This is a genomic window from Pseudooceanicola profundus (assembly GCF_054919315.1).
This window is the reverse complement of sequence record NZ_CM142898.1, coordinates 2,522,798-2,540,866: the sequence shown is the minus strand read 5'-3', so window position 1 is coordinate 2,540,866 and position 18,069 is coordinate 2,522,798. Positions and strand designations below refer to the sequence as shown.

15 protein-coding genes are annotated in these 18,069 nt (G+C 67.6%); all 15 read left to right on the top strand.

The window, feature by feature from the left end:
• Nucleotide 1: 1 nt before the first annotated feature.
• The 15 genes from ACX9MO_RS11580 to ACX9MO_RS11510 all read left to right on the top strand — a co-directional run bounded on the left by ACX9MO_RS11580 (nucleotide 2) and on the right by ACX9MO_RS11510 (nucleotide 17,936).
• Nucleotides 2-544 (top strand): TRAP transporter small permease, encoded by a 543-nt coding sequence (locus ACX9MO_RS11580; protein ID WP_462211951.1) that lies wholly within the window; start codon nucleotides 2-4, stop codon nucleotides 542-544.
• Nucleotides 541-1,806 (top strand): TRAP transporter large permease, encoded by a 1,266-nt coding sequence (locus ACX9MO_RS11575; protein ID WP_462211950.1) that lies wholly within the window; start codon nucleotides 541-543, stop codon nucleotides 1,804-1,806. The genes ACX9MO_RS11580 and ACX9MO_RS11575 overlap by 4 nt, the downstream gene beginning before the upstream one ends.
• Nucleotides 1,807-2,129: 323 nt before the next feature.
• Nucleotides 2,130-2,933, top strand: coding sequence for an IclR family transcriptional regulator (locus ACX9MO_RS11570; RefSeq protein WP_462211949.1), 804 nt, complete (start codon nucleotides 2,130-2,132; stop codon nucleotides 2,931-2,933).
• Nucleotides 2,933-4,990: a hydantoinase/oxoprolinase family protein gene (locus tag ACX9MO_RS11565; RefSeq protein WP_462211948.1), complete on the top strand. Its 2,058-nt coding sequence runs from the start codon at nucleotides 2,933-2,935 to the stop codon at nucleotides 4,988-4,990. Before ACX9MO_RS11570 ends, ACX9MO_RS11565 begins: the two co-directional genes overlap by 1 nt.
• A complete protein-coding gene (locus ACX9MO_RS11560; protein ID WP_462211947.1) occupies nucleotides 4,980-6,992 on the top strand; it encodes a hydantoinase B/oxoprolinase family protein in 2,013 nt (670 codons plus the stop codon). Before ACX9MO_RS11565 ends, ACX9MO_RS11560 begins: the two co-directional genes overlap by 11 nt.
• A complete protein-coding gene (locus ACX9MO_RS11555; RefSeq protein ID WP_462211946.1) occupies nucleotides 6,989-7,738 on the top strand; it encodes an SDR family NAD(P)-dependent oxidoreductase in 750 nt (249 codons plus the stop codon). Before ACX9MO_RS11560 ends, ACX9MO_RS11555 begins: the two co-directional genes overlap by 4 nt.
• A 12-nt stretch (nucleotides 7,739-7,750) precedes the next feature.
• Nucleotides 7,751-8,641, top strand: a complete 891-nt coding sequence (locus ACX9MO_RS11550; RefSeq protein WP_462211945.1) for a polysaccharide deacetylase family protein — start codon at nucleotides 7,751-7,753, stop codon at nucleotides 8,639-8,641.
• A 114-nt stretch (nucleotides 8,642-8,755) separates the two neighbouring features.
• Nucleotides 8,756-10,309: an ABC transporter substrate-binding protein gene (locus ACX9MO_RS11545; protein ID WP_462211944.1), complete on the top strand. Its 1,554-nt coding sequence runs from the start codon at nucleotides 8,756-8,758 to the stop codon at nucleotides 10,307-10,309.
• A 131-nt stretch (nucleotides 10,310-10,440) separates the two neighbouring features.
• Nucleotides 10,441-11,445, top strand: a complete 1,005-nt coding sequence (locus ACX9MO_RS11540; RefSeq protein WP_222493412.1) for an ABC transporter permease — start codon at nucleotides 10,441-10,443, stop codon at nucleotides 11,443-11,445.
• On the top strand, nucleotides 11,442-12,284 hold the full coding sequence (locus ACX9MO_RS11535; RefSeq protein ID WP_222493414.1) for an ABC transporter permease: 843 nt from the start codon (nucleotides 11,442-11,444) through the stop codon (nucleotides 12,282-12,284). The genes ACX9MO_RS11540 and ACX9MO_RS11535 overlap by 4 nt, the downstream gene beginning before the upstream one ends.
• Nucleotides 12,281-13,336 carry an ABC transporter ATP-binding protein gene (locus tag ACX9MO_RS11530; RefSeq protein ID WP_462211943.1) on the top strand — a complete coding sequence of 352 codons (1,056 nt, stop codon included), beginning with the start codon at nucleotides 12,281-12,283 and terminating at the stop codon, nucleotides 13,334-13,336. The genes ACX9MO_RS11535 and ACX9MO_RS11530 overlap by 4 nt, the downstream gene beginning before the upstream one ends.
• A complete protein-coding gene (locus ACX9MO_RS11525) occupies nucleotides 13,333-14,343 on the top strand; it encodes an ABC transporter ATP-binding protein (protein WP_462211942.1) in 1,011 nt (336 codons plus the stop codon). Before ACX9MO_RS11530 ends, ACX9MO_RS11525 begins: the two co-directional genes overlap by 4 nt.
• Entirely contained in the window at nucleotides 14,340-15,083 is a 744-nt protein-coding gene (locus tag ACX9MO_RS11520) for an SDR family NAD(P)-dependent oxidoreductase (RefSeq protein ID WP_462211941.1), read from the top strand. The genes ACX9MO_RS11525 and ACX9MO_RS11520 overlap by 4 nt, the downstream gene beginning before the upstream one ends.
• A 34-nt stretch (nucleotides 15,084-15,117) precedes the next feature.
• Nucleotides 15,118-16,359 (top strand): MFS transporter, encoded by a 1,242-nt coding sequence (locus tag ACX9MO_RS11515; RefSeq protein ID WP_462211940.1) that lies wholly within the window; start codon nucleotides 15,118-15,120, stop codon nucleotides 16,357-16,359.
• A 2-nt stretch (nucleotides 16,360-16,361) separates the two neighbouring features.
• On the top strand, nucleotides 16,362-17,936 hold the full coding sequence (locus ACX9MO_RS11510) for a gamma-glutamyltransferase (RefSeq protein ID WP_462211939.1): 1,575 nt from the start codon (nucleotides 16,362-16,364) through the stop codon (nucleotides 17,934-17,936).
• Nucleotides 17,937-18,069: the final 133 nt, after the last annotated feature.

Here is an 18,069-nt window from a genome sequence, read left to right as displayed (position 1 = left end):
GATGCTCAAGGGGCTGGCGTGGATCGACCGGATGGTCGGCACGGTGCTGAAACCCGTCGTCTTCGCCGGCATGGCCGGGCTGACGGCGGTGATCACGCTGCAGATCGTGTCGCGTCTCTTCTTCACCTCCGTCAGCTGGACGGAGGAAGTGGCGCGCTTCCTGCTGATCTGGATCACCTTCATCGGTGCCACGCTGGCCTGGCAGCAGGGACGGCACATCGCCGTCACCCTGCTCCGGGACAACCTGCCCCCCATGCTGCGCCGGATCACCTCCGGCGTGGCGATCCTCGTGGCGATCGTGTTCCTTCTGACGCTGGCCAGGATCGGCTGGCAGTACATGAACATGCAGAGCTTCCAGAAGTCGCCCTCGCTGCGGCTCAAGATGACTTACGTCTATGCCGTCATGCCCGCCGCCGCCCTCGTGATGGCCGGGCTTTCCGGGATCGACCTGATCCGCCTGATCGCCGGCCTGCCGCTGCGCGAGGCCCACGTGGAGATGGACGAGACGCTGGAACATGACCTTGCCCCGGAGGACCGCACATGAGCCTCGTTCTCGCCGGTCTCTTCGTTCTCTTCCTCCTGCTGGGCCTGCCGGTCGCCATCGTGATCGGCGCGGCCACCATGACGGCGCTGAACCTCTCGGGCATGCCGCTGATGGTGGTGCCGCAGCAGATGTTCTCGGGCATCAACTCCTTCGCGCTCGTCGCCGTGCCGATGTTCGTCCTCGCGGGCGATATCATGGCACAGGGGGAGATCTCGAAACGCCTCGTGGCCTTCGCCGACAGCCTCTTCGGCTTCATCAAGGGCGGCCTCTCCATCGTCTCGGTGCTGGCGGGGATGTTCTTTGCCGCGATCTCGGGCTCGGGGGCGGCCACCACGGCGGCCGTGGGCGCCAGCCTCGTGCCGGAACTCAAGCGCAAGGGCTATGACCCCGCCTCCGCCGCCTCGCTCATCGCCGCCTCGGGCACCATCGGCGTGGTCATCCCGCCCTCGGTCCCGATGATCATCTACGCGGTGATCGCGCAGGAAAGCGTGCGCGCCCTCTTCCTCAACGGCTTCATCCCCGGGGTTGCCATGGGCATCGGCCTGATCGCCGTGGCCCTGTGGCAGGGGCACAAGCGCGCCTACCCGCGCGGCACGGCGCTGAACCTGCGCACCATCGGGCGGACGTTCCTCTCCGCCAGCTGGGGCCTGATGGCGCCCGTGATCATCCTCGGCGGCATCTTCTCGGGGCAGTTCACCCCCTCCGAGGCCGCCGTCGTCGCGGTGAACTACGCGATCCTCGTCTCGCTCTTCATCTACCGCGACATGTCGCTGAAGCAGCTGTACCAGATCATGATCCGCGCAGGTGTCACAACTGCCGTGATCATGTTCGTCATCGCCGCCTCCTCGGTCCTCAGCTGGACCCTGTCGAGCTGGCAGGTGCCGAACCAGATCGCCGAATACGCGCTGTCGCTCTCGTCGAACACCTACGTGCTGCTGCTGATCATCATGGTGGTGATCCTGCTGGCCGGCGTCTTCCTCGAAACGGCCTCGGCGCTGATCATCCTGACGCCGATGCTGCTGCCGCTGGCGGCACAGCTGGGGCTGGGGACGGTGCACTTCGGCATCATCATCGTGGTGGGCCTCGCCATCGGCATGGTCACGCCCCCGGTGGCGATCAACCTCTTCGTCGCCTCCACCACCTCGGGCCTGCCGATCGAGCGGATCACCCGCGCCGTGCTGCCCTATCTGGCGGTGCTGGTGCTGGTCTACCTGCTGATCGCCTTCGTGCCGCTGGCCTTCTTACCCCGCGCGGGGGCGTGATTCGCGCCCCCTGCCCGGCCAGATGCCCATCTTGCGTGCATATTTGAGAAAAAGTTTCGCGGCCCCCTGAGGGGCCGTTTTACGTTCTCACGGGTGCGCTCCGCGCGTGAAATCCGCCCTCGGCTTGATGCCTCCGGGGTCAATTCCACAACGCTCAACTGGATGTAACAGGTCTGTGACGACCTGCCCCGCGCAGTGCCTCGCACCGTGGCGGGCCTCTGGCCGTGCGCGGCCGATGCTGCGCTGCCGCAACCCACACGGGTGTTGACAGACGGCCCTGCCGTTCCGTCAACTGGTTACAGACGCGAACAAGGTTCACATACATGAACAACCAAGTCAAGTCCGCCGCAAGGGTCCTCGACGTGCTGGAGCTGCTCTCCCGCCAGCCGGAACCGATGCGCCTGAACGAGCTTGTGGCCCGGCTGGGCTTTCCCAAGTCCTCGGCCTACGGGCTGCTTACGACCCTCGTGGCGCGTGGCTACGTCAAGAAGGACAGCGCCGACCGCTATGCCATCGTCGAAACCTTCCGGCAGGGCTTCGGCTGGGTCGGCGGGCTGGAGGGCTTCCTGACCTCCGTCGCGGCCCCGGTGGTGGAAGAGATGCGCGACCTGCTGGACGAGACGGTCTTCGTCTGCGTCCGCACCCCGGAACAGAACGCCCGGCTGGTCACCAAGGCCGTCAGCCGCCAGCCGATCCGCTACGACGCCTCGGACCAATCCTCGCTGCCGGGCTACGGCACGGTGATGGGCCGGGTCCTGCTGGCCTTCCAGCCGGATGAGGTGATCGACGACTACTTCGCCCGGACCGAGCTGCGCGCCTTCAACGACCGGACCCCCACGGACGAGGCCACGATCCGCGCGGCCCTCGCCCAGATCCGCGCCGACGGCTTCGGCACCATCGTCGACGAATACGCCACCGGCGGGGCCGGCATCGCCGCCCCGATCCGCAACGCGGAAGGCAACGTCGTGGCCGTGATCGACGTGGCCACCGTGACCGCCCGCTACGAACAGCGCCGGGACGAGATGCTGGCCGCCGTGCTGGAGGGCGCCGCCCGTATCAGCACGCGGCTCGGCTATCGGCCCGCCCCCGAAGACAACCAGACACTGACACCACAAGGAGACGCGTGATGGGTTATCGCGTGGGCGTGGACATCGGCGGCACCTTTGCCGACTTCTGCGCATTCGACGAAACGGCGGGCAGCATGGGCACCGTCAAGGTTCTGACCACCCCCGACAAGCCGGGACAGGAGGTCATCGACGGCCTGAAGGCGCTGGAAGACCGCTTTGGCATCGCGCCCGGCGATATCTCGTATTTCACCCATGGCACTACCGTGGGCATCAACTCGATCATCATGCGCAAGGGCATCCGCCTTGCCATGTTCACCACCGAGAACTTCTGCGACGTGCTGGAACTGGCGCGCCTCAAGATGCCCGATCCCTACCACCTGCTGTCCTCCCGGCCCGAGCCGCTGGTGACCCGCGACCTCGTCTTCGGCGTGGCGGAACGGATGCTGGCCGACGGCACCGTCGACAGCCCGCTGGACGAGGACAGCCTGCGCGCCGCCGTCGCGGCGGCCAAGGCACGGGGCGCCGAGGGCGTGGTGATCTCCTTCCTGCACAGCTACCGCAACCCCGCGCATGAGCAGCAGGCCAAACGCCTGATCGCCGAAATCGCACCCGAGTTGCATGTCTTCACCTCGCACGAGGTGCGCCCGATCATCCGGGAATACGAACGCTCCTCCACCGCCGTGATCCATGGCTATGTGCAGCCCCGCGTCTCCCAGTACCTCGGCGCGCTGCAAGAGGCCCTGTCCGGCATCGGCGTGACGCCCGAGCCGATGATCACCAAGTCGAACGGCGGCATCATGTCGGTCGAGGTCGGCAAGACCGCCTGCGTCGAGATGCTGCTGTCGGGTACGGCGGCGGGCGTCATGGGCGCGGCCTTCGTGGCCCGCGAGGCCGGCGAAGACAAGGTGCTGAGCCTCGACATCGGCGGCACCTCGGCGGATGTGGCGATCATCACCGGCGGCCAGCCAGGCTATGGCATGAACGAGGTCGTGGGCGATTTCCCGATCTTCGTGCCCACGGTCTCGGTCACCTCCATCGGCGAGGGCGGCGGCTCCATCGCGCGGATCGACGCGGCGGGGATGCTGACCGTTGGCCCTGACAGCGCGGGCTCCACCCCCGGGCCTGCGGCCTATGGCCGGGGCGGCACGCAGGCGACGATCACCGATGCCTTCGTGACGCTGGGCCTGCTGGACCTTTCGGCGCTTGGCTATGGCATGGTCTCGGTCGACCGCGACAAGGCCGTCGAGGTGATCCAGCCGCTGGCCGACAGCCTTGGCAGCACGCTGGAGGAAACCGCCGAGGGCATCGTGGGCATCGCCGTCTCGGGCATGTTCCGCGAGGTGTCCAAGCTGTGTTCGCGCCGTGGCATCGACGTGAGCGAGTTCTCCCTGCTGGCCTTCGGCGGCGGCGGCCCGATGATGGCCTGCTTCCTTGCCCGCGACCTCGGCATGAAACGCGTGATCGTGCCCCCCTCCCCCGGCGTCCTTTCGGCGCTCGGCGGGCTGACGGCGGACGTGCGCAACGACTTCACCGAAACCGCCTACTACGACCTCGCCCCCGCCAATGCCCCGCGCATGGGCGAGACCATCGCCCGGCTGACCGAAAAGGCCCGCCGCTGGATGGTCGAGGCGCAGCATTACGAGGGCACGCCCGTCTTCCACGCCTCGGGCGAGATGCGCTACCGCGGGCAAAGCTTCGAGATCGAGGTGCCCATCGACCCTGCCACGCTGGCCAAGGGCGACATCACCCCGGTGGCCGAGGCCTTCCACGCCGAGCACCGCCGCCTCTATGGCCATGCCGACCCCGAGGCGCCGATCCAGATCATCGCGATCAACCTCGTGGTGACCGGCCATTCGGCCACGCCGACCCTGCCGCGCAGCACGCCCCAGCCGAAGACGGTGACGGCGCAGGCCAGCATGTCGGCCTGGCTGGACGGCGCGCGCCGCGAGGTGCCGCTTTTCAAGCGGACCGACCTGACGCCCGGTGCCACCTTCGTCAGCCCCTGCGTCATCGCGCAGGACGACACCACCACCATCGTGCCCGCCGGCTTCAGCGGCGAGGTCGATGGCCATGGCAACCTGATCCTCACCCTCGCGGAGACCGCCGATGCGCACTGATCCCGTCACCCTCAAAGTGCTGGAGAACCACGCGCAGGCCGTGGCCGAAAGCATGGCCTTCACCCTTTTCCGCACCGCGCATTCGACCTTCGTGAAAGAGACCGAGGATTTCACCACCGGCCTCGTCACGCCCTCGGGCATGACCTTCGCCAGCCCGCGCGACCTTGGCGCCACGTGGTTCATCGGCCTTGATTACAAGGGCGCGCTGGAGATGATCGACGACTACGAGGAGGGCGACATCTGCGTGACGAACGACCCCTACTCGGGCTTCGTCTGCACCCATACGCCGGACATGCACATCTGGAAGCCGATCTTCTGGGAGGGCGAGATCATCGCCTTTGCCGTCGGCCATATCCACAACACCGACATGGGCGGCGCGGTGCCCGCCTCGCTGTCGCGGGCCAATACCGAGGTCCATCAGGAGGGCATCCGCTTCCGCCCCACCAAGCTGATCAGCCGCGGCGTGATGAACGAACAGCTGATCGAGACGATGATGCTGAACGTCCGCATGCCCGATCAGAACCGGGGCGACCTGAACGCGCAGATCGCCGCCGTGAACACCGGCGAAGCCAAGATGCACGAGATGATCCGGAAGTTCGGCGTCGAGACCGTGAAGAACGGCATCGAGGACCTGCTAGACGTGGGCGAGGCGCGGGCGCGTGCCGTGATCTCGGGCCTGCCCGACGGCGACCACCGCTTTGTCGATTACCTTGACGAGGACGGGCCGGGCGGCGTGCCGGTGCGGCTGGAACTGACGCTGAAGGTGCGCGGGGACGAGGTCATCATGGACTTCACCGGCTCCGACCCACAGCTGAAATCCGCGCTCAACATGCCCACCGGGGGCAACCCCCGGCACATCCTGCTGATGGTGGGCTACAACTACTGTCTCTACACGCTCGACCCGTCGATCCCGCTGAACGGCGGCATCCTCAGGGCAGCGACCTGCGTCGTGCCCGAGGGCACGGTGCTCAATCCCCAGTACCCTGCTGCAGTCGGGATGCGCTCGCTCACCTGCGGGCGGCTGCAGGGGGTCATCATGGGGGCGTTCCACGCCGCCGCCCCGGACCGTCTGCCCGTGGGCGCGGCGGGCGGCGGCGGGATCGTGAACGTCAAGACCTTCGACGCCGCCAGCGGCAAGCTCTCCATGGCCTCGATCGACCCGGTGACGGGCGGCGCGGGCGGCTCGGCGCTTGGCGATGGCACCGACGGCTCCGGGGCCAACTCGGCCTTCCTCAAGAACACCCCGGTCGAAATCAACGAGGTCGAGGTGCCGATCAAGTTCCGACGCTATGGCCTCGTGCCCGACAGCGGCGGCCCCGGCACCGCGCGGGGCGGCATGGCGACAGAGCTGGAGGTGGAGGTCTTCACCCCCGACACCGTCATCACCGCGCGCAACCGCGACCGCACGATCTTTGCCGCATGGGGCGGCTCGGGCGGGCTGCCCGGCGCGCCCTCGCTCTTCACCCGCGTGACGCCCAAAGGCGAGGAGATCAACCTCGGCAATACCGATGTCGTGACCATGGGGCCGGGCGACGTGTTCAACCTGACCTCGGGCGGCGGCGCGGGCTACGGCGATCCCTTCGCGCGCCCGGTGGATCTGGTGGTGCGCGACGTGCTGCGCGGCTCGGTCACGCCCGAGAAGGCCAAGGCCAGCTATGGCGTCGTCGTGGATCGCGAGGGCGTGCTGGACGAGGCCGCAACCAAGGCCCTGCGCGATGCCCATGTGGCCCCCGCCCCCACGACCTTCAGCTACAACGAAAGCCGCCGCGCCTACGAGGCGATCTGGACCGATGCCAATTATGCCGCGCTGACGCAGGCGCTGACCATGATGCCGGTGCACTGGCGCCACTTCGTCAAACGCGAGGTCTTCGACCGGATCGAGGCCCTGCCCGAAACCGCCCGCAAGGGCGACGGCAGCGAGGTCTGGGAGGCCGTGGAGGCCGTGAAAACCCGCGTGCCCGGCCTCGCCCGGTCGATGCAGGTGCAGGAGGCGGCGGAATGATCAGCTTCGACTTCTCCGGCCAGACCGTCCTCGTGACCGGGGCCGCCCGCGGCATCGGGGCGGGCATCGCCGCTGAATTCGCAGCGGCAGGGGCCCGCGTCGTGGCCGCCGATATCCTTGGCGACGAACTGGCCGCCTTTGCCGCCGCCCATCCGGGCGTCGAGACGGAGGTGATCGACCTTGGCGATTTCGAGGCGGTCAAGGCGCGCTTCGGCGATCTGGCCCCCGACGTGGTGGTGAATTCCGCCGGCGGCGTGCGCGGCAACACCAAGAAACCGCTGGAAGAGGTCACGGATGAAGAATGGATGTCGATCTATGACGGCAACGTCATGTCGGCCTTCAACCTGATCCGCGCCGTGATCCCGGCCATGAAGGCGCGCGGTTCGGGCCGGATCGTGACGATCTCTTCGGGTGCGGGGCTGAAACCCAGCCTGACCGGCATCCAGTCCTACTGCTCGGCCAAGCACGGGCTGATCGGCCTGACCCGCCAGATGGCGCTGGAGCTGGGGCCCTTCGGGATCACCGTGAACTCCGTCGCGCCGGGCTTCCTGCGCACCTCGCCCGACTATGAAAAGCAATGGGCGGGCTACGGCGAGGAGGGCCAGAAACGCATGGTCGAGAACATTGCCATGCGCCGTCTGGGCGAACCCGCCGACATCGCCGCTGCCTGCGCCTTCCTCGCCTCGGACCGGGCGGGGTTCATCACCGGGCAGGTGCTGCCCGTATCCGGCCACCCCTTCCCCTAAGGACCTGAGATCATGAGCATATCCGAAAACCCCTGGGAATGGCCCGAAGAGGTCTGGCGCGGCAAGGTCGATCGCGTGCGCGCCGGTGAAAGCCTCAAGCCCGCCACCTGGCCCGGTGGCGCGAAATGCGCCGTCGCCATGTCCTTCGACGTGGACCACGAGACGAATGAGCTGCGCGACGGTGGCCAGTCCATCGGCGCCATGAGCCGGGGCCAGTACGGCAACCGTCAGGGCATCCCCCGCGTGATGGAGATCATCCGCCGCCACGACATCAAGGCCAGCTTCTATGTCCCCGCCGTGGTGGCGCAGCTCTACCCCGAGGAGACCCGCATGTTCGTGGCCGAGGGCCACGAGGTCGGCATCCACGGCTGGATCCACGAACGCAACTCGGTCCTGCCCGAGCCGGTGGAGCGCGACCTGCAAATGCGCTCCGCCGATATGCTGGAAAAGATCAGCGGCGCGCGCCCGGTGGGCATCCGCACGCCGTCGTGGGATTTCTCGCAGGCCACGCTGGAAATCACCCGCGACATGGGGCTGGCCTATGACAGCTCGCTCATGGCGGACGTGGATTGCTACCGCCTGCTGCTCGATGGCGCGGACACCGGCGTGGTGGAACTGCCCGTCGAATGGATCCGCGACGACGCCGTCTATTTCAACATGAACCGTTTCTCGGCGCTGCGGCCCTACACCCCGCCCGAGGCCGTCTTCGACATCTTCTCGAAGGAGTTCGAAGCCGCCTACGCCGAGGGCGGGCTGTTCCAGCTCACGATGCATCCGCACATCACCGGCTACCGGTCGCGGGTCTGGATCTTCGAAGAGCTGATCAAGCTGGCAAAGGCAAAGGGCGACGTCTGGTTCGCCACCCATGCCGAGATCGTGGACTGGGTGAAGGCCAACGGCTGACCCCCGCCCCGTCATCCCCACGCGGCCCCGCACGGGCCCTTGCCGTTCCGGTCCCTCCCCGGTGCGGCCAAAACGAAGAAAACACTGCAACATCAACCAACAGAGAGATACGTCATGAAACATTCCGTTCTGGCGCTGTGCTCGGCACTTGCGCTGATGACGCCGACCCTTGGTGTGGCACAGGACCGTTACGTCCATGCCAACAACTCCGCCTATGACACGCTCGATCCGCACACCGTGCGCGATGTGGCCCGCGTGGCCTCGCGGCTCAACTTCTACGACGGGCTGTACCGCTGGGTGGACAATCCCCCGCAGCTGATCCCGTGGCTGGCCACCGATCACTCGGTCTCAGAGGACGGGCTGACCTGGACCTTCAACCTGCGCGACGACGTGACCTTCCACGACGGCACCAAGATGACCGCCGAGGATGTCGTCTATTCCTTCGAGCGGATGCTGGAGCTGAAGCGTGGCGCGGGCTCGCTCTTCCTGCCGATGATCGACCCGGGCCAGACCGTGGCCGTGGACGACACCACCGTCGCCTTCACCCTCAAGGAACCCTCCGCGATCTTCGCGGCGCTGGTGCCCGATATCCTCGTGGTGAACTCGACGCTGGTGCAGGAAAACGAGGTCGATGGCGACTGGGGCCAGGCCTACATGATCGACCACGTCGCGGGCTCGGGCTCGTACATGCTGCAACGCTATGACCCGGCGCGCGGCTTCATCGGCGAACGCTTTGCCGATCACTTTGCCGGCTGGGGCGAGAAGTACTTCGACGAGATCGAGTTCCGCACCGTGCTGGAGACGAACACCCGGATCCAGGGCCTGATGCGCGGCGACTACCAGGGCCTCGACGGCTACCTTGCGCCCGACCAGGTGGAACGCCTGCGCGCCGACGAAGATGTGCAGATCATGGAAGAAGAATCCATGCGCGTCTTCCACATCGCGATGCACAACGGCCGCGCGCCCCTGGACGACAAGAACTTCCGCATGGCGATGGTGCATGCCTTCGACTACGACGGCTACATCAACGAGATCATGCAGGGCACCGTCGCCCGCAACCCCACGATCATGCCGGGCAACCTCTGGGGCGCACCGGACGTGCCGGGCTACGACTACGACCTCGAAAAGGCGCAGGAATACCTCGACGCCTACAAGGCCGAACATGGCGACGACATCCGCACGATCAAGATCGGCACGCTGGCCGGCTTCTCGGAAACCGAACAGGCCGCGGCGCTGATGCAGAACGGGCTCTCGCAGCTCGGCATCGAGGTCGAGATCGAGAGCTCGCCCTGGCCGGTGATCTCCTCGGCGATGCAGAACCCCGACACGATGCCCGACATGGTGCCCTACTGGAAGTCGACCTACTACGTCGATCCGAACAACTGGGTGGGTGAGCTCTATGCCTCGCGCTATGCGCCGACGCGGAACGTCTCGGACTATCACAACGACGCGGTGGACGAGAAGCTGGAGCAGGCCCTGATCATCACCGATCAGGACGCGCGCGCGCAGCTCTACGCCGACGCCACCACGCAGATCTACGAGGATGCCGCCGGGATCTGGATCTACAACACCAAGTGGTTCGGCCCCTATGCCTCCAACGTGAAGAACGTCCGCTTCTGCCCGGTCGGCAACGGCCAGGACATGCGGTGGGCCTACCTCGAGGAGTGATCCCCTCTGACGCCCCCCTCTGACGGCCCCCTCCGGGGGGCCTGACCGGGGCGCCGCGGCCTCTCTCCCCGTCACGGCGCCTCGCCCTCTTCACCCAGCAAGACCTTCCCAGCCCGATCGGAGCTTCCTCCATGCGCAGACTGGAAATCATCCTGTCCCGCCTCGTCTGGTTCATTCCTACCCTCTTCGGCCTCGTCTTCGTGGTCTTCTTCATCTCCAACGTGATCCCGACCGACCCGGCGCGGATCATTGCGGGCGAGAACGCGACCGAGGTACAGGTACAGGCGCTGCGCGCCGAGATGGGCCTCGACCAGCCGCTTCACGTCCAGTTCGGCCGCTATGTCGCCGACCTCGCCACAGGGGACCTCGGCAAGAGCCTCTATACCCAGCGGGCGATTTCCGAGGACCTGCTGCACCGGCTGCCCGCCACGCTGGAGTTGACCATGGCCGCCATGGTCCTCGCCATCGGCCTTGGCGTGCCGCTCGGCGTCATCTCGGCGGTGAAGCGCAATTCCATGATCGACCAGACCCTCAGGGTGCTCTCGGTCTCGGGCCTCGCCGTGGCCAGCTTCTGGCTGGCGATGGAGCTTCAGATGTACTTCTCGACCAAGCTGGGCTGGACGCCGCTCAACGGCCGGATCGCCGGCTGGGGACCGGAGGAGATCACCGGCTTCTACCTGCTCGACTCGCTGCTCACCGGGGACTGGGCGTCGTTCTGGGACACGCTGCACCACATGCTGCTGCCCGCGATCACGCTGGCCCTTCCAGCCGCCGCCACGCTGGTGCGCTTCACCCGCGCGGGCGTGCTGGAAGTGATCAACTCCAACTTCGTGCTCTACGAACGCGCCATGGGCTTTCCCACCACGCTGATCACGTGGAAATACGTGCTGCGCAACGCGCTGATCTCCACCGTGACCCAGATCGGCCTGATCTTCGGCTCGCTCTTTGCGGGCGCCGTGGTGGTCGAGGCGGTCTTTGACTGGCCGGGCCTTGGCACCTACGCGGTGCAGTCGATCCTGCAATCGGACACCAAGGCGATCCTCGGCTTCTCGATCATCGTCGGCGTCGTCTTCATCGGCGTGAACCTCCTCGTCGACATCATCCACACCTTCATCGACCCGAGGACCCTGAAATGACCGCTCTGAAACGGCTTCTGGCGGACCGGGCCGCGACCATCGGGGCCGCCCTCATCCTCGGCCTGATCCTCGTCGCGATCTTTGCGCCCGTGCTGGCCCCCTACCCCGAGGACGTCACCGCCTTCCACCTGACGGAACGGCTGCAACCGCCCTCGGCCGACCACCTCTTCGGCACCGACAGGATGGGCTCCGACGTCTTCTCGCGCATCCTCTTCGGGGCGCGGATCACCATCACCATCGCGGTCATCGCCGTGGGCGTCTCGGTCGGGATCGGCGTGCCCATCGGGCTGATCGCGGGCTACTACGGCGGCTTCCCGGGCGGGTTCCTGATGCGGACCTCGGACATCTTCCTCGCCGTGCCCCAGATCGTGCTGGCCATCGCCATCGCGCAGACCCTCGGGCCCTCGGTCGAGAACGTCATCCTCGCACTGTCGCTGACCTACTGGCCGTTCTGGGCCCGCCTCGTCTACGCCGAGACGAAGTCGCTCAAGGCGCAGACCTTCGTCGAGGCGGCGCTCGCGCTTGGCGCTTCGGACTGGCGGGTGATGGTGCTGCACATCCTGCCCAACACCGCCTCCGCGATCATCGTGCGGACCTCGATCGGCATGGGGGCCACGATCCTCACCGCCGCCGCCCTCGGCTTCCTCGGCCTTGGCGCGCCGCCGCCGACACCCGAATGGGGCCGGACCATTTCCGAGGCGCGCGAGTTCCTGCCGGAAGCCTGGTGGTACGCCGCCGCCCCCGGCCTTGCGATCTTCCTTGTCGTCATGGGCTTTAACCTGCTGGGCGATGGCCTGCGCGACATCCTCGACCCGAAACTGAGAAAGGGAAGCCGATGACCGATGCGCTCCTGACCGTCGAGGGCCTGTCTCTCGGGTTCCGCGGGGATGGCGGCTTTGCCCATATCCTCGACGGCGCCAACATGACCATGAAGCGGGGCGAGATCATGGGCCTCGTGGGCGAAAGCGGCTGCGGCAAGACCACGCTGGCCAGTGCCATCCTCGGCGTGCTGCCGCGCCACGCGCTGGAGATCCGTGGCGGGCGCATCCGCTTCGACGGCATCGACATGCTGGATGCCGCGCAGGGCGCGCAGCAGCAGGCCGTCCGGGGCCGCCGGGTGACCTTCATCCCGCAGGATCCCTTCACCTCGCTGAACCCGGTCTTCACCATCGGCCAGCAGATCGAGGAATTGATGAAGTGGAAATCACCGCGCCGCCCCGTGGGGCCCTCGCGTGCGCCGACCCTGCTGACGCCCTATCCCCGCGCCCGGCGCAAGGCGGACCGCGAGAAGATCATGGAGATGCTGAACCTCGTTCAGCTGCCCCGGCCTGAACAGCTGCTGAAGAAGTACCCGCACGAGGTCTCGGGCGGACAGCGGCAACGGCTGATGATCGCCATGGCCCTGCTACCCGAGCCTGACCTGATCATCGCGGACGAGCCGACCACCGCGCTCGACGTGACGATTCAGGCACAGATCCTCGGCCTGCTGCGCAATCTCGCCAACGACCGGGGGGTGGCGGTGATGCTGACGACCCATGACCTCGGCTCGGCCTATGAGATCTGCGACCGGATCACCGTGATGTACGCCGGTCAAGACGTCGAGGCCGCCCCGGTGGCTGAATTCTTCAACCGCCCGACGCATCCCTACACCGCCAAGCTGCTGGCCTCGCTGCCCGAGGGCGGCGGCGGCATGACCGGCATCCCCGGCGAGTTGCCCAGCTTCTACGCGCCGCCGCCCGGCTGCCGGTTCCAGACCCGCTGCGACCGGGCGACCGAGGCCTGCCGCATCCGTCCCGCGCCCGACTTGGCCGGGCCGGCCCATGTGGTGCGCTGCGCCCATCCGCTGTTCCAGACCACCCCCGCCGCCCCGCTCAAGGAGGTGCAGGCATGACAGACGCCCCGATCCTGACCGTGTCGGACCTGACGGTCCGCTTCCCGATCCGCGGCCCCTTCGCCCGCAAGCTGGGCGAGATCAAGGCCCTCGACGGGATCGGCTTCGACCTCGCGCAGGGGGAAATCCTTGGCCTCGTGGGGGAATCCGGCTGCGGCAAGTCCACGCTCGGCAAGACGCTGATGGGCATTCAGGCGCCCACCTCCGGCTCCATCACCTTCGAGGGCAAGGAGATCGCGGGCCGTACCCCGCGCGAGGCGCGCGCCCTGCGCCGCCGCCTGCAATATGCCTATCAGGATCCGGGCGCCTCGCTCGATCCGCGCTGGAAGATCGGCAAATCGCTGGAAGAGCCGCTGATCATTCACACCGACCTGCCCCGCAAGGAGCGGCTGGCCAAGGTGCGCGAGATCCTGACCTCGGTCGGCCTGCCGGCCGGTCACGCGGACCTTTTCCCGCATGAGATCTCGGGCGGGCAGCAGCGCCGGGTGGGCCTTGCCCGCATCCTGATGCTGAACCCCGAGGTCGTGATCCTCGACGAGCCGACCGCGGGCCTCGACGTCTCGGTGCAGGCGACGGTGCTGCGGCTCTTCCGCGACCTGCGCGAGACCTTCGACCTGACCTACATCTTCATCTCGCACGACCTCTCGGTGGTGCGGCTCATGTGTCACCGGGTGGCGGTGATGTACCTTGGCAGGATCGTCGAGGTGGGCCCGGTGGAGGAGCTGATGGACAGCCCCAAGCACCCCTATACGCAGTCCCTGTTGGCCGCGATCCCCAAGGTCAACGGCCCCCGCGTGACCGAAAACTTCTGGCTTGAGGGCGAACCGGCGGATGCCTCGAACCTGCCGGCAGGCTGCCGGTTCCAGGGCCGCTGCCCCCATGTGAAACCGATCTGCCGGCAGGAAGACCCCGCCGACCGCACCGTGGGCGCCCAGACCGTCGCCTGCCATTTCGCGGGCGAGGTCTTCCCGCCCGTCCCCACTCCGAAGGAAAGTACCCCCGCATGAGCAAGACAGCCATCGTCACCGGCGGCGGTCGCGGCATTGGCCGCGGCTGCGCCCATGAACTGGCCCGGCAGGGCTGTGACATCGTTCTGGCCGACCTGGTCCCCGAGGACCTCGCCAACACCAAGGCCGAGATCGAGGCCATGGGCCGGAGCTGCCGCACCTATGTGGCCGACGTGGCCGATTTTGCCCGCGCGCAGGAGATCGTGGCCGAGGTCGAGGCCCAGACCGGCCCCATCGCCGTGCTGGTCAACAACGCGGGCAAGTCGAACACCGACGGCATCTGCGAGATCACCGAGGAGAGCTTTGACCGCACCATCGCGATCAACCTCAAGGGCGCCTTCAACTGGACCCGGGCCGTGGCACCGGGGATGATGCAGGCGCAGGCCGGGCGCATCGTCATGATGTCCTCGATCAACGCCTATACCGGCGGGGTGACGTCGGCTGTCTCGAAATTCGCCTACACCACTGCCAAAGCTGGACTTTTGGGCATGACCAAGGCCTTGGCCAAGGAAATGGCCCCCCATGTTCTGGTCAATGCCGTCTGCCCCGGTATCATCGAAACCGAACGGTCCAACGACCTGATCCGCGCCCGCAAGGACGAACTGCAATCCGGGATCTCCCTCCAGCGGACCGGGACGCCCGCCGACGTGGCACAGGTCGTGGCCTTTCTTGCCCTGAGCGAACCCTGTTTCGTGACCGGCGAAGACATCAAGATCGACGGTTTCCAATGGGTGATCTGACCCGCCGCCGGTGAGCGCACCTGAAGGAGCCGCCATGACAGACGTCCGCACCGCCACCGCCCCCTCGTGGGTGCCCATCGTGGTGACCGTCACCCTTGTGCAGGCGGTGCTGGCCCTGATGATCCGGGTGCTGCCCCTGCTGGGGATGCCCCTGACACAGGCCAGCGGCGTCCCGCCCGAGGCAGTGGGACAGCTGTCCTCGGCGGCGGCCTTCGGCTCCATGTGCTTCTTCCTCTGGGGGCCGACGGCGCTGGTGCACTTCTCCTCGCTGCAACAGTTGCAACTGGGGTGCGTCACCTCGGCGGCGGCTCTGCTCTTCTGCCTCTTCAACCGGTGGGAGGCGATGCTGCTGGCCAGTTTCGTCATCGGGCTGGGCTATGGCACCGCCACGCCCGCGGGCGCGGACCTGCTGATGAAGGTGGTGCCCAAGGCCCGGCGCGCGACGATCTTCTCGGTCAAGCAGGCGGGCGTGCCGCTTGGCGGTCTGGCCGCCGGGCTGCTGCTGCCCTTCGTGGCGCTGCATTTCGGTGGCGTACCGGCGGCGATGATCACGGCCTGCGTGCTCGCGCTCGGCTCTGCCGCGGCACTCGCGCTCTGGAAGGGCGCGATGGACGACAGCCCGCCGCCGACCCGCGCCCTGCCCTTCCGCGACCTCGCGCTTGCGCCGGTGCGGCTGATCGCCCTGCTGATGCGCGACCGCCAGCTGCGGCTGCTGACAGCGGCGGGCTTCTGCCTCGGCGTGGCGCAGGGCATCCTGATGGCCTTCTATGCCGTCTTCCTGTCCGACCACGCGGGCTGGTCGCTGGCCGCCGCCGGGGCGGGTTTCGCCCTGTTGCAGGGCGCGGGCGTCGCCGGTCGGATCACCATGGGCTGGCTCTCGGACCGGATCGGCGATCCGGTGCGCGCGCTCTCGGGGCTGTGCTTCGTCTCGGGCCTCACCATGGCGCTGCTGGCCACCATCGGCCCGAACAGCCCGGTGGCCTGGATCGTCCTGCTCTCGGTTCTGGCCGGGATCACGGTGATCTCGTGGAACGGGGTCTTCCTGACCGGGCTGGCCGAAACCGCCCCCGAGGGCCGCGTGGGAGAGATCACCGCCGCGGGGACCTTCGTCCTCTTCAGCGGCTATGTCCTCTGCCCCGTGCTGATCCAGACCGTGTTCGCCGCCACCGAAGGCTATGCCACCGGGCTGGTGATTTCGGGGCTCGCCCCCGTTCTCGCCGGCACCGCCCTGATGATCGGCGCCCGCCGGCGCCGCGATGACAAGACGAAAGGCTGACCATGAGCAACTTCTCCAAGACCCAGAAAATCCACAAGGACGTCATCTGGACCGAGGGCGGCGTGGTCGCCTCGCAGCACCGCAAGGCGGCCGAGGTGGGCGCCGCCGTGCTGGCGGCCGGCGGCGATGCCATCGACGCGGCGGTCGCCACCTCCTTTGCCGTGGGCGTGGTGGAGCCGTGGATGTCCGGGCCCATGGGCGGCGGCATGATGACCCTCTGGCGCGCCGACGAGGAGCGCGCCGAGACGATCGAGTTCGGGATGCGTTCGCCCGCGGGCCTCAAACTGGAGGACTACCCGCTGGAGCCCGGCGCCAAGGCCGGCGATCTCTTCCCCTGGACCCGCGTGACGGGGGACCGCAACGTCTATGGCGCCACCGCCGTCGCGGTGCCCGGCACCGTCGCGGGGATGGAGCTGGCCCATGGCAAATACGGGCGCAAGGCCTGGGCCGAGCTGCTGGCCCCCGCCGTGGCCCTCGCCGGTGAGGGGATGCTGATCGACTGGTACGCCTCGCTGATGATCGCCTCCGCCACCCGGCAGCTGGCGCAGGACAAGGACGCCGCCGATCTCTTCCTCGTGGACGGGCAGTGGCCCAATATCGCGGGCTGGACCGCCCTGTCGGATGCGCGGCTGAACCAGACCGCCCATGCCGCCACGCTGCAACGGCTGGCCGAGCATGGCGCGCGGGACTTCTACGAGGGCGAGGTCGCCCGGATGCTGGTCGAGGACGTGCAGGCCAAGGGCGGATCGCTGGCGCTGGAGGACCTTGCCGCCTACCGCGCCGTGGCCTCCGAGCCGCGTACGATCCACTACCGCGACGCGGTGATCCATGCGCCCTCGGGCCTCTCGGCCGGGGCCGAACTGGTCAAGGCGCTGGAGGCGATGGAGGCGGGCTTCACCCCCGGTGACACCCCCTCGCCCGAGAGCTATGCCGTGATGGCGGCCTCGCTCGGCGCGGCCTACCGCGACCGGCTGGAGCATGGCGGCGACTCCGGCGAAAGCCCGCAGGCCCCCGCCTGCACCACCACCTTCAGCGTGGTGGACCGGCACGGCAACATGGTGAACGTGACCCAGACCCTGCTGTCGATGTTCGGCAGCCACGTCGTGTCGCCCCAGACCGGGATGCTGCTGAACAACGGGATCATGTGGTTCGACCCCGAACCGGGCAAGCCGAACTCGCTGGCGCCGGGCAAGCGCTGCCTGATGAATGTCTGCCCCACGGTGGGTCAGGCGGGCGACCGGATGTTCGCCATCGGCGCCTCGGGCGGGCGGAAGATCCTGCCTGCCGTGACGAATCTGACCAGCTTCATCGCGGATTTCGGCATGGATCTCGAAGAGGCGATCCACACGCCCCGCATCGACGCCTCGGGCGCCAGCGGCACCGTGGTGGACGAGGACCTGCCCGGCGCGGTGGGTGAGGCGCTGGCGGCGCTCGGCCCGGTGAAGAAGGCCAAGCGCACGGTGCATCCCTATGCCTTCGCGGTGCCTGCGGGCGTGATGCGCAAGGCGGGCCGGAACTGCGGCGCGACCGAGATCATGACCCCCTGGGGCGATGCGATCCGCGAAGAGGAGGTGTGAGGGCTGGGGCCTGTGTTCCCAGTTTGATGCACACGGGGGTACGGAGGTACGGGGCCGATAGGCGAACAACGCTGGCCCGGTGCAGTTCCTGTGTTTCAAGCGACCGCGCGGCGTCTCCTCTTTCCCCGCGCTC